This window comes from Neobacillus sp. CF12, assembly GCF_030348765.1.
In the GTDB taxonomy this organism is placed as follows: domain Bacteria; phylum Bacillota; class Bacilli; order Bacillales; family Cytobacillaceae; genus Neobacillus.
This window is the reverse complement of record NZ_JAUCEU010000007.1, coordinates 5768650-5794407: the sequence shown is the minus strand read 5'-3', so window position 1 is coordinate 5794407 and position 25758 is coordinate 5768650. Positions and strand designations below refer to the sequence as shown.

Genomic DNA, 25758 nt, shown 5'->3' with positions numbered 1-25758 from the left:
TCGGCTGATAGGGGTTTTGATTTATGAGGTAAAATCAAAATAGTTCCTTTTTAAGAGTCTAGGCAATGCCATTAACTCTTCATAAGTGATGCTTTTACCAATTTTTTTCGTATCAATTAAAAACAGTTGGTCTTCAATGGCTTTAGTTGTTTCATCTGTTTGATAGACCATGTTACATTTATCGCAAACCACTGCGGGGGTTCCTTCTATTTGAATGGCTCTTGTGCCGTCAGGAAGTTCCCAATAGACGGTATTCTCCCCATTTTTGGCTGCACTCCCGCACCATTCACATACTAATTCCATCTTCATCCCTCTATTCCTTCAGTGCGGAGTCACCATCAGAATCTGTTTTTTCTGTAGGTGCCGGTTTGTTTTGAAGTGCCTGAAATTTCTTTTCCTTCAATACATCACGCTTACTTCGTTTATCCTTCAGTGATGAATGGGTAGGATCTTGATGATATTCTTTTCGGCGATTTAATCTTGTTAAGCCCTCTGGAACTAGATTGAAATGCTGGTCATTCATGATTCCTGCGATTCCAATATTCGATCGTTTTTCCTCCATATCTGGGTAAATCTCTTTGAAATAGCCCTCTGCTGTACCTGGTTTATAATTTTCTGGTTCTGGATAAGAGGTAATCACTCCTTCAAAGTTCCTGAGGACAACCTTTTCTGCACTTTGTGAGATTAAATAATTAGGCTGAAGTGAAATTTTCCCGCCACCACCTGGACCGTCTAGCACAAAAGTTGGCACCGCATAACCGCTTGTATGTCCACGTAGTCCCTCAATAATTTCAAGCCCTTTGGAAACAGGTGCCCGGAAATGGCCAATTCCTTCAGAAAGGTCACATTGATATATATAATAAGGGCGAACCCGGATTTTCACGAGGTCATGCATCAGCTTTTTCATAATTGGAACACTGTCGTTGATACCTGCGAGGATGACCGATTGATTTCCAACAGGGACACCTGAATTAGCAAGCATTTCACAGGCCTTCTTGGATTCCTCGGTTATTTCGATCGATGTATTAAAATGAGTATTCAGCCAAATTGGATGATATTTCTTTAAGATGTTACAGAGATTTTCAGTGATTCTTTGCGGGAAGACCACAGGTGCTCTTGTACCGATTCGAATAATTTCAACATGATCAATTTCACGAAGATTTTTCAAAATATATTCAAGGATCGTATCATTAATGAGCAGCCCATCTCCGCCAGAAATTAACACATCCCGTACTTGCGGTGTTTGCCGGATATAGTTTATTGCTGCATCCAGCTGTTTCTTCGGGACACCCATCCCTATTTGTCCTGAGAATCGTCTTCTCGTACAGTAGCGGCAGTACATCGAACATTGATTGGTGACAAGAAATAGAACGCGATCTGGGTAACGATGTGTTAAACCTGGTACTGGTGAATCTTCATCTTCATAAAGGGGATCTTCAAGATCATATTTCGTCTTATGAATTTCTTTAGAAATCGGAACAGATTGCATCCGAATTGGGCAGCGTGGATCATCAGGGTTCATGAGTGAAGCATAATAGGGTGTAATATTTAATGGAATTGTTTTTGTTGAGATTCTAACTCCTTCTTCTTCATCTGGAGTTAAGTTAATTACCTTTTTTAAATCCTCCAATGTCCGAATGGTGTTTGTTAACTGCCAGAGCCAATCATTCCATTGCTCCTCTGTTACATCCTTCCAAAGCTCTATATCTTTCCAATGCCGATTCGGCTTGTATAATGTATGTTTCATGTAAAATTCCTCCTTACCCTGCTTTACTTAGATATTATGCAAGAATTATGCCAATGCACTTAGTCCGGGTAAGGATTTGATTATTACGTGTTTCTAATGAAAAAAAAAAAAAAAACGCCTATATTTCGGCAGCTAATCCTTTATCTTTTTGATTTTGTATTGCAGTGTTTGCCTTGGAATTTCCAATAGCTTGGCCGCTTGGTTTATGTTTCCATCTGTCAAATTAAGTGCCTTGTCAATAAGTTGTTTTTCTAACACTTCCATATTTTTTCTTAAGGAGAGATCTTTATCGACTTTTTCACTTGGTGCCGCCTGCTGCTTCATCATAATAGGCAAGTCATCCATACGAAGGAATTCTCCCTCGCACACATTCATCATGTATTCAATACAATGCTTTAATTCCCGTACATTACCCGGCCAAGGATGACTCATAAAAAAGCTTTCCAATTTCTTTTCTGCTCCTTTAATCCTTTTATGCAATTTCTGATTAAAAAACGTAATAAAATAGTGGGTCAGGAACAGGATATCCTCTTTGCGATCTCTAATAGGCAGCAGTGAAAAAGTAAACACATTCAAACGGTAATAAAGATCTGAGCGGAGCTTTTGATTTTGAAGGGCAGTATTTGGATGGACATTCATCGCTGCAATGACACGGACTTCCACAGCGATGTTTTGTGCGCTTCCAACTCTTCTTATCATTCCATCCTCTAAAACTCGTAACAACTTAGCCTGAAGCTCAATCGGCATCGTATGAAGTTCATCTAGAAACAGTGTCCCTCCATCTGCCAGTTCGAATAGACCTTTTCTCTCAACAGCGCCTGTATAACTGCCTTTCGCTGTTCCAAAAAGAATACTTTCGAGCAGGGTTTCGGGAATAGCTGCACAGTTTTGAGCAATGAACGGACCATCACCACGAAGGGATGCATGATGAATACCTTGGACAAACAACTCCTTACCTGTACCGCTTTCTCCGTACACCAGAATCGGGGAATCTGATTTTGCCAACTTTCTAGCTTCGTTCTTCATATTCTGAAACGTAGGATTAACAGTCTTTAAATCATCTAACGTATACTTGACGTTCTTCAATGTTTTTTTCTTACTATTTTTATTTACATTTTTTTGTAAATCTAAGAGACTTTCCGCTAATTGCTTCATCCGGGAATAATCCTTTGCAATCTCAACTGCGCCAATAATCTCCTTGTCTACAAAAATTGGAAGTGTCGTATTAATCGTATCAATCCGTGTTCCATGCATATTGACATAAACCTGTGTCTGATTATAAATAGGTTTCCCTGTTTTAATCACCCGGAGCAGAGTGCTTGAATTCTCTGTTAAGGAGGGAAAAGCGTCTATCAGATGTTTTCCTTGTACTTCCTTTACATCCATACCATCATGTCTTGCCGCAACTTCATTATAAAAAATCGTTTTACCCTCTGTATTGACTACATGAATTCCTTCATCGATGGTTTTTAAAATGGCTGAGAGAACTTCTTGGGTTAATGCTGTTAATTGAACCATTCCTTCACCTCCCTATAAAAAAGTGCCGAAAATTCGTCACCTCTAGCCGAAAAGTTAGCAGTTTGCCAGATTCTTTATCCACATATTCATATCCTCTAACTTGTCGTAAATATAGCAGTTATTTATGAAGCGTCCACGATACTTATATCCAAGCTGGTACAGCACCGCATTCATTCCAAAGGATAAACTCCTCGCGATCGAATAGGCACAGAATATCCCTTGCCTTTTCAGTTCACCCTCTAACTCACGGAGAAGAATTTTCATCAACCCATATTTCCGATGTTCCTTTAAGGTAGCACAATCGGTTAATTCTGCATTTTTATAAAAAGAATTCACTTCTGCCGAAGCGGCACTGACAACTTTCCCCTGATAAAAGAAAACGTAATAAACAGTCCCTTCCTTCATCGTCTTTTTCACATATTCAGGGTCATGTAATGGTGTAGGATAGATTTTAAAAACTTGGCGGTACAATCCTGCAAGTTCCCCGGCACATTCTTCATCTGCTTTCTTTAATTCATACTCCTTAGGAGGAAACGGTTTATCAAGGGATGTGTCTAATTGATAAATGCTGTGAATCATGCCATCCTCCGTCAACCAATGGTCACTCTTCTTTCGTTCTGCACTATAAAACTTTGAAAAAAAGTGAGCATCAGAACCAAGAAAATAGCGATCAACTATCGCTTCCGGCTGTAACCCTTTTTCATAAAGGTGTAAATAATCCTCTAACCGAGCTTTCATAATTAATTTTTCCGCATTGTGGGTACGGGCTAATTCTTCCGCTTTTTCGAGCGCTAAATGAATATTGCCGCGGTAATCGTCAATTCGTATCCTTTTATTAAAAGGGTCAAGATAAACTTCTAGAAAAAAATTACCTTCCTCGATAAGAATGGTGGAAGCACTTTGATTCATCTCACAGGCTCCTTCCTGATAGTGAAAAAAATGTCTGACTGGATAATCAGCCAGACATTCTTCTACTCCGTTTTAAAACTGATTAGCTTAAGTTCCGTCATTTCTTCCACTGCATACTTAATGCCTTCACGTCCCATTCCGCTCATTTTTACTCCGCCATAAGGCATTTGATCAACTCGGAAAGTAGGTATCTCATTAATCATGACTCCGCCAACCTCAAGTTTTTTTGCTGCTCGAAGTGCTTTATGGATATCATTCGTGAAGATTCCTGCTTGTAAACCAAATTTAGAATCATTTACAAGTGTGATAGCTTCTTCAAATTCTGTAAAGGTATTGATATGGACAACAGGTGCAAAAACTTCTTCACAACTTACCTTTTCGCTGGCAGGTACGTTCACTAAAACGGTCGGCTGAAAGATACCGCCTTCAGAGTTACCACCAAACCTCAACTGTGCCCCATGGTTGACGGCTTCATCTACCCACTCTTTCGTTCGCTCCACGTCGCCACGTGTAATCATCGCAGAAATGTCGGTATCTTCCTCTAGTGGATTCCCTGCTTTTAACTTTTGGGTCTCACTTACAAATTGATCAACAAAGGTTTCAAATAGGTTCGCATGAACAAAAATTCTTTGGATTGAAATACAGACCTGCCCCTGATAGGCAAAGGCTCCATTTACAATTCTAGGGATTACAGTATCCAGCCCGACACCATCATCAACAATTAACGCTGAATTCGATCCTAACTCCAGTGTGACACGTTTTAAACCAGAGTTTTCACGGATATAGGTTCCAACCTCTGGACTTCCGGTAAAGGTAATCATTTTTATCCGTTCGTCTTTCAGTAATACATCGCCAATTTTACTTCCGCTGCCAGTGATGACATTTAAGGCTCCTGCAGGTAAGCCTGCAGAATGAAAGTATTCAGCTATCTTATAAGCTGATAACGGTGTTTGACTTGCTGGCTTTAGGACAATGCTATTTCCTGCGGCAATCGCCGGACCCACTTTATGGGCAACCAGATTCATAGGGAAATTAAACGGGGTAATCGCGGCAATAACACCTAATGGTTCCCGAATCGTAAAAGCAAGCCTGCCCTGACCACCAGGCGCAGCGTCCATCGGTACCGTTTCACCATGAATTCTTCTCGCTTCATGTGCAGCAAAGGTATAGGTCATAATGGTTCTGTCGACCTCGGCTCTAGCTGCCTTTAGCGGTTTTGCTGCCTCAATGGCAATTAATCTCGCACATTCTTCACGGTCTTGCTTAAGAGAGCCTGCCACTTTTTCAAGGATTTCGGCCCGTTCAAATGCAGGCATTTCTGCCATAATTGTTTGAGCCTGATGTGCTGCACTTATTGCTGACTGGACATCCTCTACGTCAGCAGTCCCGATCTCCGCTAGCAGTTCCAAGTTATACGGATTTCTCAGTTCCATATAGGAAGCAGGTTTTCGATATTCTCCACCTATCCACAAATCCTTTTTCATCTTTTTCCCTCCAAACTGTAAAACGTTCATTATTTACTATTGTAGCAAATTTTACTATAACGGAGGGGTTTCTTCTTCACTGACTTCACACCACTTTAATAAGGTTAGAGCAATAATCTTACTTGCTGCAAACAAATCCTCCAACTGAATGTGTTCATTCGCATCATGTGCAGTCGCTGTAATGCCCGGTCCGAATACAACTACCGGCGTATTCCCCACATTTGATAGAATTCCGCCATCCGTCCCCCATGGACTTGCCTCAATGACCGGTTGTTCTCCCTTCACTTCTAGAAAACTAGCAGAAAGTGTCTTCATTAATGGATGATCCACTTCTAGGTTACCAGGAAGCCATCTTCCCCCAAACCATTCGATTTCCAAAGGATTTTTTTGGAACCATTCGTCTTGTTCATTGAGTTCCTTCATAACTGCAGCCATTTCTCCTTGAGCAGCCGATATCGTTTCTTCAGGCGATACCCCCATTCTCCCTTCAATCACAGCTAAATCTGGAACAGATGACGGCCATTCACCACTATTTATTTTTCCGATATTAATCGGGATAGGTATCGGAATATTGTTAAATAGAGGGTCTGTGATTTTAATATTTCGATTCTTCTCCAGTTGTTGCAGTTTTTGGATAACCAATACCGCCTTCTCAATGGCACTTACCCCTTCATATCTCGTTCCTCCATGTGCTGCCCTTCCTTTTACAGTGATTCTAAACCACATGGAACCCTGCTGTTTCGGAAAAATTTTCATACCCGTCGGTTCTGGAATAATGGCACCATCTGCAGTATAGCCTCTTAGAACCGCAGCAAGTGAGCCAGCACCGCCGCTTTCCTCTTCGATTACACTCTGAAAAATAATATCCCCTTTTAGCTTAATACCCGTGGATATAATCGCTTCTATTGCCATGATTAAGGCAGCAGTACCACCCTTCATATCTGTACTTCCACGTCCATACAGCTTTCCACACTCAATATGTCCGCTAAAAGGGTCATGTTCCCAGTTCTTCTCATCACCTACAGGGACTACATCGATATGTCCATTTAGAATGATCGACTTTCCACCGCCAGTCCCTTTTAATACCGCAACAACATTCGGATTTCCTTCAAAGCTTTGCCGATCACAGCAGAACGCCTCATGCTGGCTGAGTTCGTTTCGATCAATTTCCCAAATATCGAGATGTAACCCTAACTGACGACATTTTTCAATAATAACCGCCTGCGCACTACTCTCGTTTCCTCGTATACTATTTTCTTGGACGAGAATCTGTAAGAACCTAGTTCCTCTCGCACGATTGTCCTTTAGCCATTGTTTAATGGTTTCTTCATGTTTTGACAACACTTTCCCTCCTTCTTATTAGGAATAGGTGAGATTAATAGGATATCTTGCGGACAACTTCACTTACCGTAAACTCACATTCTGTTTTATTTACTACCTCTTGTAAGTCATAAGGCGGGAACAATTCTGTTAGCAATAATCCTTCGGGAGTCACCATGAAAACAGCTAATTCCGTGATAATCATATCCACACAGGCAGCCGATGTTAATGGTAACGTACATGTTTTAACAATTTTCGGATTTCCAGCTTTATCACAATGATTCATTAACACAATCACTTTTCGCGCCTTTTGGGCAAGTTCCATGGCACCACCCATCCCAGGTACTTTTTTTCCCGGAACAATCCAATTGGCTAAATCACCCTGCCTGCTAACCTGAAGGGAACCCAGAATCGTAATATCCACTCGTCCTCTACGAATCATCCCAAAGGCGATGGCACTATCACAGTAAGAACCACCCTGGGTTAAGGTGACTGGAAAACCACCGGCATTACATAAATTCTCATCTTCTCTTCCCACTTCTGGACTAGGTCCCATCCCTGTAATCCCATTTTCAGCATGAAACATCACCATCATGCTCTTCGGCAAATGATTGGGAACGAGAGACGGAATACCTATACCAAGGTTAACAACCATTCCATTGGTGATTTCTTCTGCTGCTCTTTTTGCGATTGTGTTGCGAAAATCTACTCCCAAGCCCATTTCCAGTTCACCCCCTTTGAAGGGATAATATGATCCACGAACACTCCAGGGGTAATGATTTCATCAGGGTCGAGATTGCCAAGTGGAACAATTTCCTCTACCTCTGCAATCGTAATATCTCCAGCCATTGCCACAAGTGGATTCGTATTTCGTGCACTTTTGTCATAAATTAAATTTCCATAGGGGTCTGCTTTTTTAGCATAAATGATTGATACATCTGCAGTTAACGCTGTTTCAATTAAGTAGTCCTTTCCGTTTAGGAGAAAATGAGGTTTGTTTTTTGATACGAGTTCATTATCCATACCGATATCACTTAGAATCGCAGGAAGACCGACACCGCCAGCACGAATTCTTTCTGCTAATATCCCTTGCGGCGAAAACTCCACCTCGAGCCTTCCTTCATGCATGAGTTTACCGGCTATTGGATTGGAGCCAATGTGTGAAGCAATCACCTTTAATGCCCTATCTTGACTGACTAATTTGCCAATACCGATATGTGGAAATCCTGTATCATTTCCAATTAAGGTTAGATTTTTTACACCTTTTTCGAGAATAGCATCAATCAGGGTTGGCGGGGTTCCTACACCGCCAAATCCCCCAAACATTAAGGTCATCCCGTTAAAAAAGAGCTCCAGCACCTTCTCTAAGGTTGTAATCTTTCCAAATGGATTTTCCATTCAAACACCACCTGACTTCAATTCCATTGTAAATGCATCGAAAGTTGCTTTGAGTAGAGTTAGCAAGTCATCTAATTCATCTTTGGTAATCGTTAATGGCGGGGAGATTATGATGGAGTCACCATTGACACCATCAATACCAGCACCTGCTGGATAAACAAGCAGCCCTTTTTCCTTCGCGAAGGAAATCATTTTTTGGGTCACCAATGCCTCTCTAGAAAAGGGTGTTTTGGTTGTTGCATCCTCTACAAATTCAATTCCCAGTAATAAACCTTTTCCGCGAACATCACCGATAAAGGAATAGTCATTTTTTAATTTCAGAAGCCTGTTCTTTAAGTAATCTCCCTTTGATTCTACTTCACTGACAATCTTATTTTTTTCCAAATACTCCAGTACGGCTAGCGAAACAGCACAGGATTGTGGATTAGCACTTAAAGTATGACCGCTCATTACCACTTTTGTTCCCGCTAAAATAGGTTCAATTACCTTTTCACTGGCAAGCGCAGCAGCAATCGGTGCATAACCTGCACCCATCCCTTTCCCTAAAGCCACAATATCTGGAATTACACCATATTGTTCCATGGCGAGCATCGATCCCGTCCGCCCAAAACCAGTCATAACCTCATCTGCAATAAATAGGATATCGTTTGCCTCACAGATCTTTTTGATTGTCTTAAAATAATCCTTCGGTGGTGCAATCGCCCCGCCAGCAGCACCAATAACGGGTTCAGCGATAAAGGCCGCAATATGATTTGCACCGATTCGTTTGATTGCTTGCTCTAATTCTTGTGCACAAAGATAGCCGCAAGAAGGGGCTTCGAGGTTGTAGGGGCAACGATAGCAGTACGGGGGATTGATGACTGGAAAGTCCTCTAGCAGCGGAACAAATCGTGCTCGCCTGCCCGTGTGACCAGACAAAGAAAGCGCTCCTAACGTGATTCCATGGTAACTAACCCACCTAGATAGCACCTTCGTTTTCGTATGGATACCTTTCTCCTGCCAGTATTGAATCGCCATTTTCATTGCGGTTTCTACCGCTTCAGAGCCGCTATTGACAAAAAAGCACCAATTGAGGTCAGCTGGGGTTAGTGCTGAAATTTTTTCAGCCAGCTTTTCTGCTGCTTCACTGGTAAATTGTGAGCGGTAGACAAACGAGATTTTTTTTGCCTGCTCTTGCATCGCTTCGATAATTTCGGTAACACCATGACCAATGTTAGCGGTGACCGCACCCGAGGCACCGTCAAGATATTTTTTACCTTCCATATCATACAAATATATCCCTATGCCATAATCAATCATCGGCAAGGTATCATCGAGTGATGGTTTTATGAGATACGTCCGTTCCAACACTACACCACTTCCCCTTTTAGTTCATTGTATGAGCGTAGATTTTAATACTTTCATCTTATTTATAGGAAGAAAAAAACAGATACGCAGTGCGTATCTGTTTTTAGTTACTTAGTACCATTGAATTTTCTAAATGCTGGTAGGTCCGTTCAAGCTCATCTGTGATGTCGGAGTCGTATGGATGGTAGTCCTTCCCTTTTTCAAGAACATCTTTCGCCTCTAAATTTCTCCCTTGTTCATTGTATAAACTGCCTAAACGTAAATGGACGCTCTGCTCGTGAGGATTCACTTCGATTATCCTCAACATCATTTGTTCTGCTAAACTTGTTTCACCCATTTCACAATGAATCACCGCAGCCAAATAGCGGAGATGAGTATCATCAGAATCACTGTTTACTAGGCGTTCAAATAGGGGAAGGGCAGATGAGTAATCTTCTACATACAAGTAATTCATCCCTAACTGATAGGCGAGTCGATCATCCCATAATTTTTTTAAGGCCTTTTGCAAAATCTTAATGGAATCCTCAACTAGTTCAAAATGCTCATAAAATCGCGCGAAATGACTAACCGCAGATAAATTATTTTTATCTAATTTTATCGCCATTTCGTAAAGCTCAATGATAACACCGAAAAGATTTATTTGCTTGGTACGGTTCTTTAATTTCGAGACAAATCGACCAAATGCATTTCCTTCTTCTTCATCAAGCCAGTTCATATCGATAATAAATTGTTTACCTGCCTCGGCTGCTAATAAAAACCTTGTGCTTCTAACCTTATCTTCCCCATTTAGTTTCATAAGGATATTCGGGAGTCTTGACCATTTATTTGCAGCAGATGTATAAATGATAAGCAATTTATATACTTCACCATTCTCAGGTTCCTTATTTAAAATCGAAGTAAGAATTGAACGAGCTTCCTTCCATTTTTTAGCTCTAATAAAAATTTTAGCCTGATGATGTGTCAATTCTGAAAAGCCTGGTTCCAAAAGGAGAGCTTCCGTTACCTTTTCCTGTTCTAAGTGTGTTTCACCTAAAGCCCCATATACATAGGCTTCTGCATCGAGTTTCCAAATTTTATCTATCCCTTTTGGCAAGGAGTGCAAGTCAACCAGTAATTGTCTCAGTCTAGCATCATCTAAAATCGAAACCAAGTACTCAATATTGACACTTAGAGGTGCAATTTCAAGTAGACGTAAGAGATATTCAGCCTCTTTCTCGTGATTTTCATTATTAGAAGCAATTTCTGCAAGCCGCAAATATGCAGGCTCAAGTTTAGGTTCAATTTCTATACAAGTTTCATATGCATTTGCTGCAAGTTCATACAATTCGAGATTAAAGTAGATTTCACCAATCCTGTAATAAGGGAAAGAATCCTCCTTCACCTGTATGGCAGCGTTGTAACATTCCAATGCGGATGAATAGTGCTGTTTTTCTTCGTATAACGTTCCCTCATAGCATTTGAATTCTATTACTCTAGGATTATTAGTGAAACTATCTTTTAGAAACTCAATGGCTCTGTTAACGAATGGTGTTTCTTCGACTATTTTTACATAAAGCTCTAATGCTTCATTAAATTTGGAATGAATATGGTTGATTCCACTTTCAATCAGTTCGATGGCTTCTTCTAGCAGAGGTTGAATGTCTTCCTCCAATGCCCATTCTGCCAACATTCGGCCACTATTAATCAAGTATTCACTATCCTTATCAAATCTGGAAGTATGGTTTTTAAGGAACTCAATTGCTTTTTCCTTATTCTCTTTACTAGCAACAACTTCTGCCAATCCAATATAAGCTAATCCTTCATTTGGAAACATATCGATACATTTTTGAAAACAATCTATACAATTATCAATTTCCTCGTGTTCGCGATAGAAATCCCCGAGACGGATTAGGAGTTGAGCAGAATTCGTAACATTTAAGCTTGATTGTAATATCTCTTCTGCTTTTGCAGGCTCATCCAGTTCGTAGTCATATAGGTCAGCAGCAGCCATGACAGCAAACGGAACATTTTCTTCCAGCTTGATTGCCATTAAATAGCCTCGCAATGCCTTTCTTATTTTTCCAAGCTTCTGGTCCAAACGCGCCCGTTCATACCATGCATGACCATCCTCTGGCACTTCGCGAATTAACTGGTCGTAAATGCTCCGTGCTTCACTATACTCCTGCTTTTCAATTAACAGAGCGGCATGATTAATACGAACAAACCTTTCTTTCGGTGCAAGGTCCATACTAATAGAAGAGAAATAATTTGCTTTCTGAACATCTTCAGAGTATAGATATGCTAGTGCAAGATAGCTCCATGTGTAGTATTGATCCGGGTCAAGCTGCAAAGAGTTTCTAAAATAGTGTATTGCGTCTGTCATTTCATCGAAGTAAAGCGCAATTCTACCGTTAAGAAAATGATAGAGTGGAGAGAAAGTTTTCCGGGCTGTATGTTTTAACTGCTCTCTGGCTTGTTCCATCTTGTGGAGACGCATATATGCTTGGGCCACATGCAAATTCATAAAATCATTTTCAGGATAGGACGACAACAGCCTTTGGGCACATTGAACAATAAAGTCACTATACTCTTCAAAGGAAAAATGCTTTACAACATAAATGGGGGTGTAAGGAATATCAATGTTCGCCTGTAAGAATCCTAGAAAAATCTCTTTGTATTTTCCTTCATCCTCTTCCAGTTTTTCGCCTAAATCCTGCACACGGCGGAAATAATTATCCTCTTCCTTTGATAAAAAAGATAGCTCATTTGCTCTATCCTTTGGTACACATACGATGGACATATAACTAGTCGATGCATTCGCCATTTCTAGATCACTTGCTGCCATATACATCGTGTCCAGTAGATTCGGTTCTTGGATATGATAAAAATCAAACCGACTGTCATAGCCTGTCATGACTTGAACATGAGAAGAATGTTCAAAATCAACACTTAATAGAATCGGAATATTCTTTTTCAAAAGTTCAAGATATAACTCTTTATTGCCCATAAAATATCGACATGCAAATCCGTTATTTTCAAGATAATCAACAGTTGTCGAGAGCTTCGAGCCTGTAAAGTCAAAAATATGGGCAGCAATTTCATCTTGAGTGATGTTCAGTCCAAAGTAGGTCAGAATCATCTCCAAGCTTGCGGGAACACAATAATTACTTTTTTGAATAATGGGTTTGATAGAAAGCTTTATCAATTCCCCTTGTTCGTTTTTAACCGTAAAAATGGATTTCTTCCCTGTATCTTCATTGCTAAGGAGATCAAATTCACCTAATTGGTAGTAGGCAATTTTTGTTAAGCGGTTAAAATATTTATGAAATGCATGCTCAGGAATTCTCTCATTCAACTCCTGAATCAATTCCAGCATTTCAATCATTTTACCGAGATCCCGGTAGCGTTTCACTTTTTCTAGCAGAAAGGAAGGTGTGTCAGGAAAGAGTTTCTCTGCCTTCTCAATGAGAGCTAGTGACTCTTCAATTTGTCCTTTTGAAGCTTTCAAATCAGCTAGCAGCAAGTAACATAGACGTCCTTTTTCAGGATCATTCAGGCCCTGTTGAAAGTACTCCTCCGCCTTCTCTCTGTTCCCTATATGCATGAACACATACCCCAGCTTGTCATAAAGTGGGCGGGAGGATTCTTTTACTTTTTCTAGTAGCATTTCAGCTTGACTAAATAACTTCATTTCAAGCAAACAACGAATCTTACAAAAGTATAGCCTTTCCACTTCCTCACAATCGAGATCCTCTTCTTGAATTTCGGCAATTGCAGCTGAAATAAGTTCATCTGCTTCTATTAGCTTTCCATTATCAAGAAGTTCCTCACAATACCAAGAAAGCGTTAATACGCAAGGGAATCTTCGATAAGCATAACGAACTAAAAAAGAACTATAATGATACATCAAAAAATGGTCTGTAAAACGAATTAAAACCTGAAATTCTTCGGCTGACTTGATTCTGTTAAGCTCCTGTTTCAATTCAGTAAAGCGCAGCGATTTTAAAACATGTATCTCTTGATTTATGATATCTAAAGCTTGATAAAAACTTTTGCGGTCATATAAGGATTTCAGCTTTGTGATCATATCCATAGTCCTCCTGGCATCCTTTACTAATAATTCTAGCATATAGAAAAATGTCAGAAAATTCTAGTGGGAAAACTATCTTTTACTTTTGAGGGCGGTTAATATAAAATAACACTTAGATTTATATAAGGATGGATTAAATGAATAAATCGAATAGGTCACTATCTAAAAAGAGAGAATTATCAACGATTCAGTTAATTGTTATTTTTTACTTATCTGCTTTAATCATTTCAACTTTACTTCTATTAATACCATGGGCACATCATGAAAATGTATCCTTAAGTTTTATTGATGCCTTATTTACTTCCGCGAGCGCCGTCAGTGTAACAGGACTAAGTGTCATCTCAATAAAAGATACCTTTAATAATTTTGGAATATTTCTGTTATGTATTATCCTCCAAATAGGAGGATTAGGTGTAATGTCACTAAGTACCTTCCTATGGATAATGATTGGTAAAAAAGTTGGATTAAAGGAACGCCAACTAATCATGGTGGATCAAAATCAATCGAACTTGTCTGGTTTGGTGCAGCTTGCGAAACGGATTTTTATTATCATCATTTCATTTGAATTTATCGGCGGAATCATTTTAGGAATACGCTTCTTGAAATACTTTGACAGTCCCTTATCTGCTTTTAAGCATGGATTTTTCGGGTCTATAAGTGCCACTACGAATGCTGGGTTTGATATTACTGGGGGATCATTAATACCTTTTAGCAATGATTACTTTGTTCAGACAGTTATTATCTTATTAATGATAATTGGGGCGATTGGATTCCCGGTTATCGTCGAGGTTTATGAATTCTTTTTAAGTTTGAAAAGTAAAAGAAGATATCATTTTACTTTATTTACGAAATTAACGACTGCAACCTTTGTCATCTTAACCATATTCGGCGGCATTATGATTTATTTACTCGATAGTTATCATTTTTTTGCCGATAAATCTTGGCACGAAACATTCTTCTATTCCTTATTTAATTCTGCCACCACCAAAAGTGCGGGATTGGCCACGATGGATTTGAATGAATTCACACCGAGTAATCAGCTTTTCATGTCAGTACTGATGTTTATCGGAGGTTCACCCAGCAGCGCCAGCGGTGGGATTCGGACTACAACCTTTGCGATTGTTTTACTAGCCATATTCTTTTATGCAAGAGGAAAAGGTTCTATTAAAATATTTAGAAGAGAACTTCATAGTGAGGATGTGATTAAATCCTTTATTGTGATTTCTACTGCTGCCACGCTCTGTTTAGTCTCAATTTTAATCCTTTCTATTACAGAAAAAGGAACCTTTATTCAAGTGGTATTTGAAGTCACATCTGCGTTTGGAACCAACGGATTGTCGATGGGATTAACACCGTTATTAACAACATTTGGGAAAATCCTGATCATCTTATTGATGTTTATCGGCAGATTAGGGATAGTAACGTGTCTACTGATATTAAGAGGCAAGGATCGTGGACAGGAAAAAATTCATTATCCAAAAGAGAAGGTTACGATTGGTTAAGTGCACAGGGGAAGATGGATTCCCTGTGTTTTTTTGCGTTGATTTTGGGGTCGGGGGGGGGGGGGGTATCACTGATATATTTGATTTACCGCCGATAAAATATATTTAATGCTGATATCTTCATTTTAACGCTGATACGTTTCTTGAAACTAGAATCTGAATAGAAAAACCCGCTAATTTAGCGGGTTTAGGCCATGACTACCTCTTTTTTTCCTTCAGTTGTTGCTTTTTTAATGATATCTCTTGCAATCCAGACGCCGCAGGCACTTGCTTGGGCAAGGCCTCGAGTAATACCTGCGCCATCACCGCCAACATACAAACCGCTGATTTCAGATTCAAAACGGTCATTGAGTTTTGGTCGTGCAGAATAGAATTTCGCTTCCACCCCGTAGAACAACGTGTGTTCTGAGGCTAATCCTGGGGTAATTTGATTTAATGCTTCCGTCATCTCAATTAAACTCTTAAGTGTGTTATACGGAAGAACTAGGCCAAGGTCACCTGGTACTGCCTCTTTTAGTGTCGGTTCGATGAATCCCTCTTTAATTCTTCTTTCCGTTGAACGTCTGCCTTTTAAAATGTCGCCGTATTTTTGTACGATTAGGCCGCCATTGGAAAGGGAGTTCGCAAGTCGGGACACCTCGTGTGCATATTCGTTCGGCTTATCAAAAGGCTCAGAAAATGTATGAGAGACAAGCAAGGCGAAATTTGTATTTGGACTTCCAAGCTTCGGATCCTTGTAGGCATGCCCATTTGCAAGCATGATACCTGAGTGATTTTCAACAACCACATGGCCTGAAGGATTGCTGCAAAACGTCCGTACTCGTGTACCAACGGATGTATTAAAAACAAATTTCCCTTCATATAAATTCTCATTAATCTCCTGCATGACAATGTCAGATGTCTCGACACGAACACCGATATCGACTTGATTGCTAGTCATCTTCAGGCGACGAGATTTCAAAATCTCTGTCAACCATTTCGAACCATCACGTCCAGGAGTAATAACAACCTTTTCTGCAAAAACGTCTTTATCACCTTTTAGCTTGATCCCCTTAACGACGTGCCCATCAGGTGTCTTTTCAGTAATCAAATCTTGAACTTCTGTTTTAAAAGACAAATCAATCTTGTCATTTAGGTATTCAAAGATACTTTTCATAATTTGTAAGTTTTGTTCTGTTCCAAGATGACGAACCTGTGCACGCAATAATTTTAATCCAGCCGCAAAGCCCCTGCGCTCGATATCCTTAACTTTATCGGTAAGAGGATCGGTAATACTTTCTGTTGCACCATGACTTAAATTTATTTCATCCACATACTTTATTAATTCGACCACTTGGGAATCAGAAAGATAATCTGTCATCCAACCGCCGAATTCACTTGTGATATTAAACTTACCATCAGAATATGCTCCTGCACCACCGAAACCGCTCGTGATTGAACAAGCTGGTAAACATCCTGCATACTCTTTCCTACCCGCTGCTGGAGGACATTTCTCAATTTTATTTTCTAAAATTGGACAATTTCTCCGATAAATATCATGCCCTTTATCCACTAACAGCACCTTTGCGTTCGGCATTTTTAGTGTAAGTTCATAACAGGTAAAAATCCCCGCTGGGCCTGCACCCACTACTATAACATCATATCTATTTTCCATTGTCCAAAACCTCCAAGACGTATGTATTTACTTAACCCTTGGTAAATATATCAGAGAATATTCTTCACGTCAATAATAAAAACGAACTATACACATAAATAATACACCATTGTTCGTGTTTGGCTTATTTTTTAGAAAATAACAAAAAAGACTCAGGCTCTTCACCTGAGTCTTTTAGGGGTTAGCAGTAGCTAGCGCCGATGATAATTAATAGAATAAACAACACCACAATTAATACGAATGTTCCACTACCCCATCCGCATCCACCTACTGCTGGTGCTGCATATCCAAATCCACAACAATCTTGACCAAATCCATGTCCATACATACCAATTCACTCCTTAAGGTTTTTATCTGTTAACACTCTTACTTTATGTAATAGGTACTTGACCTGTCTGTGCATTCGCCTATATTATGAGAATCAATGATAAAATTGTAGGTGATAAAATGAAAACTCTCTTGAAAAGCTTTGTTAACGGTATTTTGACGATTGTGCCCATTATTCTCGTAATCTTTGTTATTTACAAAACGTTTCTGTTCCTCGATGGACTGCTCGGAAACACATTAAGGCCATATTTTCAGGAAGATTACATTCCTGGTATCGGATTACTAACGACAATTGTATTAATTACTCTTTTAGGCTGGTTATCTACAAAATTTATTACTGGCAGCATTATCAAACTTATTGATAAATGGCTAGAAAAGATTCCTGTTGTAAAAACCATCTATTCTGTTATTAAAGATACTACTCAATCCTTCTTGGGTGAAAAGAAGTCTTTTTCAAAAGTGGCGTTGGTGGTTATTCCCGGAACTGAAATGAGGAGTATGGGGTTTATTACTTCTGAACAGTTGGAGGATTTTTATAGCCCTCTCAAGGACCATGTGGCCGTCTATATTCCGCAAACCTTTCAGGTTGCCGGATTTACTTTTTTAATTCCGAAAGAACAAGTTGAGATTATTGATGTTAAGCCTGAGGATGCCATGAAATTTATTCTTTCAGGTGGAATGACTACCACTTCCAAAGCCAAAGGATAGAAAAAAGCCGCGAAGAACGCGGCTTTTTAATTTTCGTCAAAGAGCTTTTTATAGGCTCCGTATCCTTGCTCATCCAATTCTTCTTTAGCTATAAAGCGTAAAGCTGCAGAATTAATGCAGTATCGCAGACCATTTGGACCTGGACCATCATCGAAAACGTGACCCAAATGGGAATCAGAGGTTTTACTTCTGACTTCCGTTCGAACCATGAAATGACTACGATCTTCTTTTTCTAATACTTCTTCCTCTACAATTGGCTTGGTGAAACTTGGCCAACCGCAGCCTGCATCATATTTATCAAGAGAGCTAAACAACGGTTTGCCGGAAACGATATCTACATAAATTCCGTCTCTCGTCTCGTTCCAATATTCATTTCGAAATGGTGGCTCTGTCCCGTTATTTTGTGTTACTTCATACTGTATCGGTGATAATTCTTTCTTTAATTGATCCTTATTTTTCATTATTCTCCCTCCAATGTGACTGAATAAAACCGGCTCTTCCTGAACCGACATGGTATCTTTGATAATGTGCTTGATTTTTCTTATAGTAATGCTGGTGGTACTCTTCGGCTGGATAGAATGTCTTTGCTGGTATTATCGGCGTTACGATTGGTTTCGTGAAACGACCGCTATCCTGTAAAGCCTGCTTTGATTGTTCAGCAAGCTCTTTTTGTTTTTCATTATGGTAAAAGATCGCAGTTTGATAGGACTGTCCTCGGTCGTGGAATTGCCCGCCAGGATCCGTTGGGTCGATTTGCTGCCAATAAAGTTCAAGCAGTCTTTCATATGGAAAAATTTCTGGATTAAAGGTGATTTGAACAGCTTCATAATGCCCTGTTGATTCCGAACAAACCTGTTCATATGTAGGATTCTCGACGTGTCCGCCTGTATATCCAGACATAACACTAATAATTCCAGGCTGCTCATCAAACGGCTTCACCATACACCAAAAACAGCCACCAGCAAACGTAGCAAGTTGTTTATTCTTTTCCATGCTTTCCACCCCTTTGGAATTTAATTGCTTTGACTATGAGTATACCTAAACTTTTCGCAGAAATACAATTTACTGATTAAAACTATGATGGTGAAGAATCATATATCAGCGTTAATCCTAATTTATTAGCATTCCCGCCTCCAACGAATAAAAAGCCGAACCAGTCTCCGGGTTCGGCTGCAATCCCCTACTTAATTTTCTTTTTTTGACGCGTTTGTTTCGTGATGTTCTTCCACTTTTTCTGTTCTTCGGTTTGGGCTCGTTTGTCGGCTTTTCTTTCGATATAGGCAAGTTCTTTTTGCAACTTGTTATAACTGGTTAATCGCCCTGCTGCCAAGGTACCTTCTTCAATTGCCTCCAATACAGCGCAACCTGGTTCATCCTTATGCTTACAGTCTCGGAAACGACACAGTTCACCTAACGCATCAATATCGGAGAACGTTTCAGTTAAACCATCTGCACTTTCCCAAAGCTGGATTTCCCTCATCCCTGGAGTGTCAATCAGGACACTGCCATTAGGAAGTTGTATCATTTCACGATGGGTGGTCGTGTGACGGCCTTTGTCATCGCCTTCACGAATCTCCTTGACCACTTGTTTTTCCTCACCCAATAACAAATTCGTTAAGGTGGACTTCCCTACTCCCGATGAACCCAATAATGCGATAGTTTTACCAGGCTGTAAAAAAGCATCAAGCTTTTCAAGTCCACTCTTCAGTTCCGCACTAATCGCAATCACCGGTACTCCACCAAAGGCGATGGCTTCAACATCAGCAATTTTCTCTTCAATATTTTCACACAAATCTGCCTTGCTCAAGACGATAACAGGATTCGCACCGCTTTCCCATGTTAACAACAAATAGCGTTCAATTCTTCGTAAGTTAAGGTCATCATTCAGTGAGTTAACAAGGAAAACCGTATCGACGTTTGCGGCAACTATTTGCTCTTCAGCAGTTCTCCCTGCCGATTTACGAGAAAATTTACTAAAGCGCGGCATGACTGAATAAATGGTCCCTTTTCCTTCCTCCACCCGAGGTTTCAGCACCACCCAGTCTCCAACCGCAGGATAATCCTCACGACTTACCGCTTCAAAGTTAAACTTCCCTGATACCTCACAAAGTAAGTCACCATGCTCCGTCCAGACACGATACATATGCTTATGCTCTAAGGCCACACGGCCGATAATCATCTCTTCACTTTGTTTTTTCGCAATAAAGTCATTATTTATTTTTTCAGTTAATCCAATATTGATTAAATTCATCCATATTCCTCCAAAATTTGCATAATAAAAAACCATAGGCAACACAGCCCATGGTTTTATTCACAAAAGGAATAATGGGTATAGATTCCCCTAAATGGTGAATCCGCGGGCTGTGCAAGTGATATTAAAATCAACGGCAATTAACGTATTTTCATTTAACATTACACTTCACCCGCCTTCCGACTAATTTGTAATAAGTATATGTCATCTTTATCCATTTGTAAACAAAAAATCCAATAATAGACACCCACCTAAACATGCTCGAATAAATTAATTTGTAAAGATCGCGAGAAAGGAGCGAAGGGTATGTCTGAAAATAGAAGTCATTCTGATTATCTTCAAAGAGCCGCGATGTACGATTTGATGGCTCACAATTTTAAATACTCTAATCCAAACTTACACATGCACTACTATCTGAAACATCTAAAATATATGAACAAAGCCATGCAGATGCGTAACATCCAACAAACTCAAGGCGAAGGAAGGCTCCGGTTCCTTCACACCTCACCTGATGCCCCCGATGTTGACATTTATATCAACGGTCAGATGCAAGTGAAACGCCTCCCATTCAGAATGGCAAGCAATTATTTAACCTTGAAGCCTGGAAAGTATCATATTGATATTTACCCAACAGGAAACTCGGTGGATAGTGTACTCAATAAAAGGATTACTGTTGAACCAGGAAAAACATATACACTTGCTACGATCGACTCTGTAAAAAAAATGCGTCTGCTTCCTTACCTTAATCAACCAGAAGTGCCTGCTAATGAATCGAAAATTCGTTTTCTGCATTTATCGCCTGATACAGGTGCCCTAGATATTGCAGTTAAAGACCGGGATGTAGTCTTTCCGAATGTTTCCTACAAACAAGCAACTGACTATTTAGGAATAATGCCGATGACAGTGGATTTAGAGGTCCGGGAAGCTGGAACGAAAAACGTCGTCCTCCCCATGCCAAAAGCCCAGTTTCGTCCAAACGAAACCTATACGGTTGTATTAATTGGTCTAACAAAAGAGGAACCTGCATTTCAAGCAATGATTTTAAAGGATTAAAAATAAGGTGGCTCACGTATTTGTGAGTCACCTTATTCAACAGGTACGAGTATAGTAAATGCAATATCATCTTTTACTAAATCAAACCTATTTACCTTTATTTTCACATCACTCTTTAGCTTTAATTGCTGCATGTGTACATGTATCATTTTGTCATTTGGCTGGATATCTACCCCATTTGGGAGCTTGTAATTTTCTTTGATAAATTTAAGCACATATGATACGGGTAAAGGCAGGCTGCCGACCGAAATCGACCTCTGTTTTAGAACTAAATCACCGTTGTCTAACGCTTCTGGTACAAAGGTAAGCTTCAAATCTACCTCTTGGCTGAAGAATTGTAATGTACCGTATAATTCAACTTCATCCTGCAGTTGAATACTGTATTCAATCGGTGAATCTGCCGCTTCTTTTTTTATATACTGATTTATTAATACGTTTAGGTCTGCTTTATTCGATTTAACTTGGAAAGAAACATTCTTGTTGTCTGGTACAGTTTGTTGAATTTTTTCATTCTTATCGGCCGGAACTAGAATTAATGATAAAAGAATGATACCAATTAAAACATTGAACCCTACTAAAAGAAAGAATCCCGTTTTCCATTTATTTTTCATAGAAAGCTAATTCTCCTCTTTACTGACCATATACGCCTTTTTAACGAGATCAGGTAATGTCCGTTCTTCTAGGGTCTCATTTAATCGCTGTGCAATCAATTCATACCCCTTATTGTTTGGGTGAAAGTTATCGGTATGCAATAAACTTTCTGTCGGATTTTTAAATAAATCTTCAATCCCAACAAAATAAGCATTCTGATAATTAGCAACGACTCCTTGGCTGGCAACATTCCATTCTGAAACAATCTGATCTAGTTCCTTAATATCAGAAAACCATTGTGAAAACGGATTATATACACCGACCAAGACAATGTAAGCATCAGGATTTACGGTTATGATGGTATTCATGATTTGGTACAGATTATTAATATATACTTCTCTTTCCTTATCAAAGATGGATAGTTGTAGATTTGAGATATTATCCTTCACTACCTTCATAATGTCATTGCCGCCAATGGTCAAAATCACCAAATCAGCCGTAGAAACAGTGTCTTTTATTTCCTCAGTTTGAAGCCTTTTTAATAATTGCGGGGTACGATTACCTTTGACGCCGAAGTTATAGAAATCAACTTCCTTAATTCCCTTTTCTTCCTCGAGCAAAGTTCTTAAGTAAGGCAGGTATCCTCCAGTTTTTGTAGTATCGCCAACACCCTCTGTTAATGAATCGCCAGCGGAAATAATCTTTATTTCCTTTGGGACAAAATCGGCTGGAACCTCTTGATAAACGACCGCCGAAGCTGTCCGTTCTTTGTGCAAATCCAAGCGATCGGATTGACTGCAAGAACTTAAGAAAAATGTCGAAAGAATGAGAAGGGTGAAAACCTTTTTCATTTTCTTCACCACCCTCTTACTAATGATATTATAACATGACGTAAATAATTCAAAACATGCTAGTACTATATCCTATTCATTACCAAAAAAATAGACCCTAAAAAAGGTCTATTGCAACAATTTAATATCCTTAACCATCTCATCATACGGCACTTCTTGAAACCCATCGTAAGTTTTCTTAACCTTGCCATCTGGTCCAACTAAGAAGAAGTAGGTTTGATGAATTACTTGATCGCCCTCTTGAGGCTTTTTTACTAAAGTCTTAAAGGTTTCTTTTGCATACGTTTCAATAAACCCTTGTGTATAGCCAGTTAAGAAAGTCCAGTTATCTGTTTTTAAACCAAAGTTTTCCGAATAGGATGTTAGTTTTTCAGGTGTGTCAACGGTCGGGTCAACACTAAACGAAACAAATTCAACATTTTTCAACTTTTCATCTTCTACCATTTTTTGCAATTTTGTCATATTTGCCGTCATTGGTGGACAAACATCTGCGCAATTGGTGAAGATAAAGTCAGCTATCCATATTTTTCCATCCAGATTTTTCTTTTCAAATGGTTTATTGTCTTGTGTGACAGCATTGAAATCATTTACTGGATAATCCAGTGGATTTTCAATCCCCTTTTGTCCACAAGCTGAAAGGAGCAATCCAACAATAACTATAAATAGAAACGATATCCGATACTTCATATTAATCCCCCGTAACCTTTTTCTTTTCGTGATAAGTTTAACAAAGATTCACAAAAGAAGAAAGACAACGGCTTGCTAATCCATTGTTCCCGTTCTCGCAATCGTATTATCTACTTGAACATCAAATTTAGCATTCTTATATATTTCTTTCCATTCCTTTTGGGAAATAGGCGTTCCTCGGACATGAGCCATATACTCATTTCCAATTCCAACTGGGTCAACCTGATTTTCTTGGAAAAACACAAGGAGTTTTTTAATTTGACTTTCCATTTCTTTATTTACTTTTTTCTCTATGAACTTCATGTTAGCAGGTTCGCTTAATTCTAAATAATTTGTGGTTTCCAGCAACCTAGAATCCATTTCTACCTCAACTTTAAAAACTAGATTCTTTTTGTCCACTAATTTAATTTTTGTATTACTGCGCAAAGTATCTAGACTAATAAATAATTTGTTATATATTTCTCCATAGGATCTACCACCTTGAACGTCGATTATATTGGCAAATTCATCACGATTAAATTCTAATTCCTTAGATCCTGTTCGATATTCATCTGTTAAAAGTTTCAAATAAAAGAGTTTATCATTACTTAATCTTGCCACCATTTTATCATCATTGAATAAAGCAACCCCTGAAATCGCTACTTTGTCTTTCGCCACTTTTAGTATCGGCAGCACCGGATCCTGTCCGTTGTCAAAAAATTTGTGATTAAATTCATGAAGTGTCGGCGAGATTAGAAGTTCCCTTTCCACATTTTGTCTAATTAAATTATATAAATAGGTCCCAATATTCACCTTTATTTTTTTCTCGTCCATTTCAATGATGGACAAAGCATCTTTTTCAGCAATTGTTAAATAAACCATATTTCCTACCGTGGGATCACGATTGAGAGCATTTACAAGCTGAATAATTCCCTTTTCAGCCAATTCCTTACTATAAATGACACATCGGAGCTGACCCATTTCAAGTCTTTGGTCGGTGGCAAGATTTTCCTCTGCTCTTAAAGTTTGGAGGGTATTTGCATCAGCAGAGATTAAGCTGGTCATTACTTTGGCCATTGGATCAAATTTAGATACTGCAACTGTACCGGTAATTTCATTTTCCTTCTTTAAATCAAATCCTATTGCAGTAATGAGCCCCAGTCTTTCTAGTTGCTTCGTTTCGACTCCACAGCTTGTTAGTATAAAGAAAGAACTCATCCCAATTACCATTTGCAACCATTTATGACGTTTCTGCATGCTTACTCTCCCTCCTTTTAAACCATTTTTTTATGAGGACAATACTAGCGAGGAGAACAGGATAGCAAAAAGCAAGGTAAAACCCTGCCTTTGCTACCAAATCTGTCATGGTATTCATTTGATATCTTGACTTTATAAAGAAGGATGCAGTAAAGATGACAATGGCAATAATCCAAACACCCCATTTTTGTTTTTTCCTTAAGATTCTTGAAAAGCCCTTTGAAGCTGCCCAAAGATAGAAGCACATATTGGGCAATATTATCAGCATCCAAAAGGAAACTGCGATAAATTCAAACCTTTCTAGGTTAGGAAGTCGAACAATCTTAAACATCGATAAAACTGGCCAGATCGTTTTTTCCAAGCTATTAGAAGCAAAAAACACAATAGAAATGAGCGTTGCAACAGTAAATATTATCGTTGTAAGCAAATTCCCAATTTGAACAAAAAACATTGCCTTTTGCTTTTCTTTTACAAATGGATAAACAAACAAAATGATTTCAAAACCCAGCATAGAAAGTGTTGTATTTTGAGCTCCCATAAATAGTTGTTTCGCATTTACATTCATAATTGGAAACAGATGAGTATAATCACCGAATTGTAACGGTACAAATATGACTATAGCCAGCCATATAGTTCCGACCACCGATATAAAGGAAACTCCAACGATAACCCTTATCCCGCCATAAACTCCATAAATAACTAACAAAAGGAGAACGAGGGAAAGCTGCCAAGTTGGCAACGTTGGGAATATCCATACCTGAACAATTTCAATGTAGTTCATTAAGATGATGAAAAAAGTGGAAGACATATAAATCATGTAGATAAAATTCAAAGAATGCCCTGCCCATTTCCCAAATATATCAACATGAATCCCATATAAGTCTGCACTGTCATATTGTTTGAGCATTTGTACCATCAGCACCAAAACAACAGAAGTTATTATCCCTGCTAAGAAAACAGAAATCCAAGCATCATGCTTCGCTTCTAAATAAACAACTCTAGGCAGCCCAGCTAACCCAACTCCTACCTGTACCGCGTGGATGACAAAAACGAGCATAAATGCATTAAACAATAATCCTTCTTTTGGATGTAAATTCACCTTCATT

General features: G+C 39.1%; 23 protein-coding genes. 3 read left to right on the top strand and 20 right to left on the bottom strand.

Annotated elements, in window-relative coordinates:
- Positions 1 to 21: 21 nt before the first annotated feature.
- The 10 genes from QUG14_RS27900 to QUG14_RS27855 all read right to left on the bottom strand — a co-directional run bounded on the left by QUG14_RS27900 (position 22) and on the right by QUG14_RS27855 (position 13789).
- The gene (locus QUG14_RS27900; RefSeq protein WP_483310770.1) at positions 22 to 303 is read right to left on the bottom strand and encodes a YokU family protein; all 282 of its coding nucleotides are present in this window, start codon (positions 301 to 303) and stop codon (positions 22 to 24) included.
- A gap of 10 nt (positions 304 to 313) precedes the next feature.
- The gene (gene kamA, locus QUG14_RS27895) at positions 314 to 1747 is read right to left on the bottom strand and encodes a lysine 2,3-aminomutase (RefSeq protein ID WP_289343712.1); all 1434 of its coding nucleotides are present in this window, start codon (positions 1745 to 1747) and stop codon (positions 314 to 316) included.
- Positions 1748 to 1879: 132 nt separating this feature from the next.
- Positions 1880 to 3265, bottom strand: a complete 1386-nt coding sequence (locus QUG14_RS27890; protein WP_289343711.1) for a sigma-54 interaction domain-containing protein — start codon at positions 3263 to 3265, stop codon at positions 1880 to 1882.
- 54 nt (positions 3266 to 3319) lie between these two features.
- Entirely contained in the window at positions 3320 to 4174 is an 855-nt protein-coding gene (gene ablB, locus QUG14_RS27885) for a putative beta-lysine N-acetyltransferase (RefSeq protein WP_289343710.1), read from the bottom strand.
- A gap of 62 nt (positions 4175 to 4236) precedes the next feature.
- Positions 4237 to 5658: an aldehyde dehydrogenase family protein gene (locus QUG14_RS27880; protein WP_289343709.1), complete on the bottom strand. Its 1422-nt coding sequence runs from the start codon at positions 5656 to 5658 to the stop codon at positions 4237 to 4239.
- 54 nt (positions 5659 to 5712) lie between these two features.
- Positions 5713 to 6999 carry a peptidase gene (locus tag QUG14_RS27875; protein ID WP_289343708.1) on the bottom strand — a complete coding sequence of 429 codons (1287 nt, stop codon included), beginning with the start codon at positions 6997 to 6999 and terminating at the stop codon, positions 5713 to 5715.
- A 34-nt stretch (positions 7000 to 7033) separates the two neighbouring features.
- Positions 7034 to 7699 carry a 3-oxoacid CoA-transferase subunit B gene (locus QUG14_RS27870; RefSeq protein WP_289343707.1) on the bottom strand — a complete coding sequence of 222 codons (666 nt, stop codon included), beginning with the start codon at positions 7697 to 7699 and terminating at the stop codon, positions 7034 to 7036.
- Entirely contained in the window at positions 7684 to 8376 is a 693-nt protein-coding gene (locus tag QUG14_RS27865; RefSeq protein ID WP_289343706.1) for a CoA transferase subunit A, read from the bottom strand. Before QUG14_RS27865 ends, QUG14_RS27870 begins: the two co-directional genes overlap by 16 nt.
- Positions 8377 to 9723: an aspartate aminotransferase family protein gene (locus QUG14_RS27860; RefSeq protein WP_289344258.1), complete on the bottom strand. Its 1347-nt coding sequence runs from the start codon at positions 9721 to 9723 to the stop codon at positions 8377 to 8379.
- 103 nt (positions 9724 to 9826) lie between these two features.
- Positions 9827 to 13789 (bottom strand): C39 family peptidase, encoded by a 3963-nt coding sequence (locus QUG14_RS27855; RefSeq protein ID WP_289343705.1) that lies wholly within the window; start codon positions 13787 to 13789, stop codon positions 9827 to 9829.
- A 140-nt stretch (positions 13790 to 13929) separates the two neighbouring features.
- Here QUG14_RS27855 and QUG14_RS27850 point away from each other — a divergent pair, with 140 nt between their 5' ends.
- A complete protein-coding gene (locus tag QUG14_RS27850) occupies positions 13930 to 15294 on the top strand; it encodes a TrkH family potassium uptake protein (RefSeq protein WP_289343704.1) in 1365 nt (454 codons plus the stop codon).
- A gap of 187 nt (positions 15295 to 15481) precedes the next feature.
- On the opposite strand, the gene QUG14_RS27845 is transcribed toward QUG14_RS27850, so the two are convergent.
- Together QUG14_RS27845 and QUG14_RS27840 are read right to left on the bottom strand one after the other, a co-directional pair.
- On the bottom strand, positions 15482 to 16948 hold the full coding sequence (locus QUG14_RS27845; protein ID WP_289343703.1) for an NAD(P)/FAD-dependent oxidoreductase: 1467 nt from the start codon (positions 16946 to 16948) through the stop codon (positions 15482 to 15484).
- Positions 16949 to 17129: 181 nt separating this feature from the next.
- Positions 17130 to 17276: a YjcZ family sporulation protein gene (locus QUG14_RS27840; protein ID WP_289343702.1), complete on the bottom strand. Its 147-nt coding sequence runs from the start codon at positions 17274 to 17276 to the stop codon at positions 17130 to 17132.
- 119 nt (positions 17277 to 17395) lie between these two features.
- On the opposite strand from QUG14_RS27840, the gene QUG14_RS27835 reads away from it, so the two are divergent.
- Positions 17396 to 17983: a DUF502 domain-containing protein gene (locus QUG14_RS27835; RefSeq protein ID WP_289343701.1), complete on the top strand. Its 588-nt coding sequence runs from the start codon at positions 17396 to 17398 to the stop codon at positions 17981 to 17983.
- A 26-nt stretch (positions 17984 to 18009) separates the two neighbouring features.
- Here QUG14_RS27835 and msrB read toward each other — a convergent pair whose 3' ends face one another.
- The 3 genes from msrB to rsgA form a co-directional block, all read right to left on the bottom strand.
- Positions 18010 to 18444 carry a peptide-methionine (R)-S-oxide reductase MsrB gene (gene msrB / locus QUG14_RS27830; protein WP_289343700.1) on the bottom strand — a complete coding sequence of 145 codons (435 nt, stop codon included), beginning with the start codon at positions 18442 to 18444 and terminating at the stop codon, positions 18010 to 18012.
- Positions 18434 to 18976 carry a peptide-methionine (S)-S-oxide reductase MsrA gene (gene msrA / locus QUG14_RS27825; RefSeq protein WP_289343699.1) on the bottom strand — a complete coding sequence of 181 codons (543 nt, stop codon included), beginning with the start codon at positions 18974 to 18976 and terminating at the stop codon, positions 18434 to 18436. Before msrA ends, msrB begins: the two co-directional genes overlap by 11 nt.
- A gap of 187 nt (positions 18977 to 19163) precedes the next feature.
- On the bottom strand, positions 19164 to 20234 hold the full coding sequence (rsgA, locus tag QUG14_RS27820) for a ribosome small subunit-dependent GTPase A (protein WP_483310769.1): 1071 nt from the start codon (positions 20232 to 20234) through the stop codon (positions 19164 to 19166).
- 306 nt (positions 20235 to 20540) lie between these two features.
- On the opposite strand from rsgA, the gene QUG14_RS27815 reads away from it, so the two are divergent.
- Complete coding sequence (locus QUG14_RS27815) at positions 20541 to 21287, top strand: DUF4397 domain-containing protein (protein ID WP_289343698.1); 747 nt, start codon at positions 20541 to 20543, stop codon at positions 21285 to 21287.
- Positions 21288 to 21319: 32 nt separating this feature from the next.
- On the opposite strand, the gene QUG14_RS27810 is transcribed toward QUG14_RS27815, so the two are convergent.
- From QUG14_RS27810 to QUG14_RS27790, 5 genes are all read right to left on the bottom strand, one after another.
- Complete coding sequence (locus QUG14_RS27810; protein ID WP_289343697.1) at positions 21320 to 21898, bottom strand: YpmS family protein; 579 nt, start codon at positions 21896 to 21898, stop codon at positions 21320 to 21322.
- A 6-nt stretch (positions 21899 to 21904) separates the two neighbouring features.
- The gene (locus QUG14_RS27805; protein WP_289343696.1) at positions 21905 to 22729 is read right to left on the bottom strand and encodes an SGNH/GDSL hydrolase family protein; all 825 of its coding nucleotides are present in this window, start codon (positions 22727 to 22729) and stop codon (positions 21905 to 21907) included.
- 108 nt (positions 22730 to 22837) lie between these two features.
- The gene (locus QUG14_RS27800) at positions 22838 to 23416 is read right to left on the bottom strand and encodes an SCO family protein (protein WP_289343695.1); all 579 of its coding nucleotides are present in this window, start codon (positions 23414 to 23416) and stop codon (positions 22838 to 22840) included.
- Between the two features lie 75 nt (positions 23417 to 23491).
- Complete coding sequence (locus QUG14_RS27795) at positions 23492 to 24652, bottom strand: Ger(x)C family spore germination protein (protein WP_289343694.1); 1161 nt, start codon at positions 24650 to 24652, stop codon at positions 23492 to 23494.
- Positions 24636 to 25757: a GerAB/ArcD/ProY family transporter gene (locus QUG14_RS27790; RefSeq protein ID WP_289343693.1), complete on the bottom strand. Its 1122-nt coding sequence runs from the start codon at positions 25755 to 25757 to the stop codon at positions 24636 to 24638. The genes QUG14_RS27795 and QUG14_RS27790 overlap by 17 nt, the downstream gene beginning before the upstream one ends.
- Position 25758: the final 1 nt, after the last annotated feature.

Coding starts and splice junctions, on each gene's coding strand:
- ablB (WP_289343710.1), bottom strand. CDS start 4,174: ATGAATCAAAGTGCTTCCACCATTCTTATCGAGGAAGGTAATTTTTTT.
- msrA (WP_289343699.1), bottom strand. CDS start 18,976: ATGGAAAAGAATAAACAACTTGCTACGTTTGCTGGTGGCTGTTTTTGG.
- QUG14_RS27845 (WP_289343703.1), bottom strand. CDS start 16,948: ATGGAAAATAGATATGATGTTATAGTAGTGGGTGCAGGCCCAGCGGGG.
- QUG14_RS27815 (WP_289343698.1), top strand. CDS start 20,541: ATGTCTGAAAATAGAAGTCATTCTGATTATCTTCAAAGAGCCGCGATG.
- QUG14_RS27795 (WP_289343694.1), bottom strand. CDS start 24,652: ATGCAGAAACGTCATAAATGGTTGCAAATGGTAATTGGGATGAGTTCT.
- QUG14_RS27880 (WP_289343709.1), bottom strand. CDS start 5,658: ATGAAAAAGGATTTGTGGATAGGTGGAGAATATCGAAAACCTGCTTCC.
- QUG14_RS27890 (WP_289343711.1), bottom strand. CDS start 3,265: ATGGTTCAATTAACAGCATTAACCCAAGAAGTTCTCTCAGCCATTTTA.
- QUG14_RS27840 (WP_289343702.1), bottom strand. CDS start 17,276: ATGTATGGACATGGATTTGGTCAAGATTGTTGTGGATTTGGATATGCA.
- msrB (WP_289343700.1), bottom strand. CDS start 18,444: ATGAAAAATAAGGATCAATTAAAGAAAGAATTATCACCGATACAGTAT.
- QUG14_RS27855 (WP_289343705.1), bottom strand. CDS start 13,789: ATGATCACAAAGCTGAAATCCTTATATGACCGCAAAAGTTTTTATCAA.
- QUG14_RS27835 (WP_289343701.1), top strand. CDS start 17,396: ATGAAAACTCTCTTGAAAAGCTTTGTTAACGGTATTTTGACGATTGTG.
- QUG14_RS27850 (WP_289343704.1), top strand. CDS start 13,930: ATGAATAAATCGAATAGGTCACTATCTAAAAAGAGAGAATTATCAACG.
- rsgA (WP_483310769.1), bottom strand. CDS start 20,234: ATGAATTTAATCAATATTGGATTAACTGAAAAAATAAATAATGACTTT.
- QUG14_RS27810 (WP_289343697.1), bottom strand. CDS start 21,898: ATGAAAAATAAATGGAAAACGGGATTCTTTCTTTTAGTAGGGTTCAAT.
- kamA (WP_289343712.1), bottom strand. CDS start 1,747: ATGAAACATACATTATACAAGCCGAATCGGCATTGGAAAGATATAGAG.
- QUG14_RS27805 (WP_289343696.1), bottom strand. CDS start 22,729: ATGAAAAAGGTTTTCACCCTTCTCATTCTTTCGACATTTTTCTTAAGT.
- QUG14_RS27870 (WP_289343707.1), bottom strand. CDS start 7,699: ATGGGCTTGGGAGTAGATTTTCGCAACACAATCGCAAAAAGAGCAGCA.
- QUG14_RS27800 (WP_289343695.1), bottom strand. CDS start 23,416: ATGAAGTATCGGATATCGTTTCTATTTATAGTTATTGTTGGATTGCTC.
- QUG14_RS27865 (WP_289343706.1), bottom strand. CDS start 8,376: ATGGAAAATCCATTTGGAAAGATTACAACCTTAGAGAAGGTGCTGGAG.
- QUG14_RS27900 (WP_483310770.1), bottom strand. CDS start 303: ATGGAATTAGTATGTGAATGGTGCGGGAGTGCAGCCAAAAATGGGGAG.
- QUG14_RS27790 (WP_289343693.1), bottom strand. CDS start 25,757: ATGAAGGTGAATTTACATCCAAAAGAAGGATTATTGTTTAATGCATTT.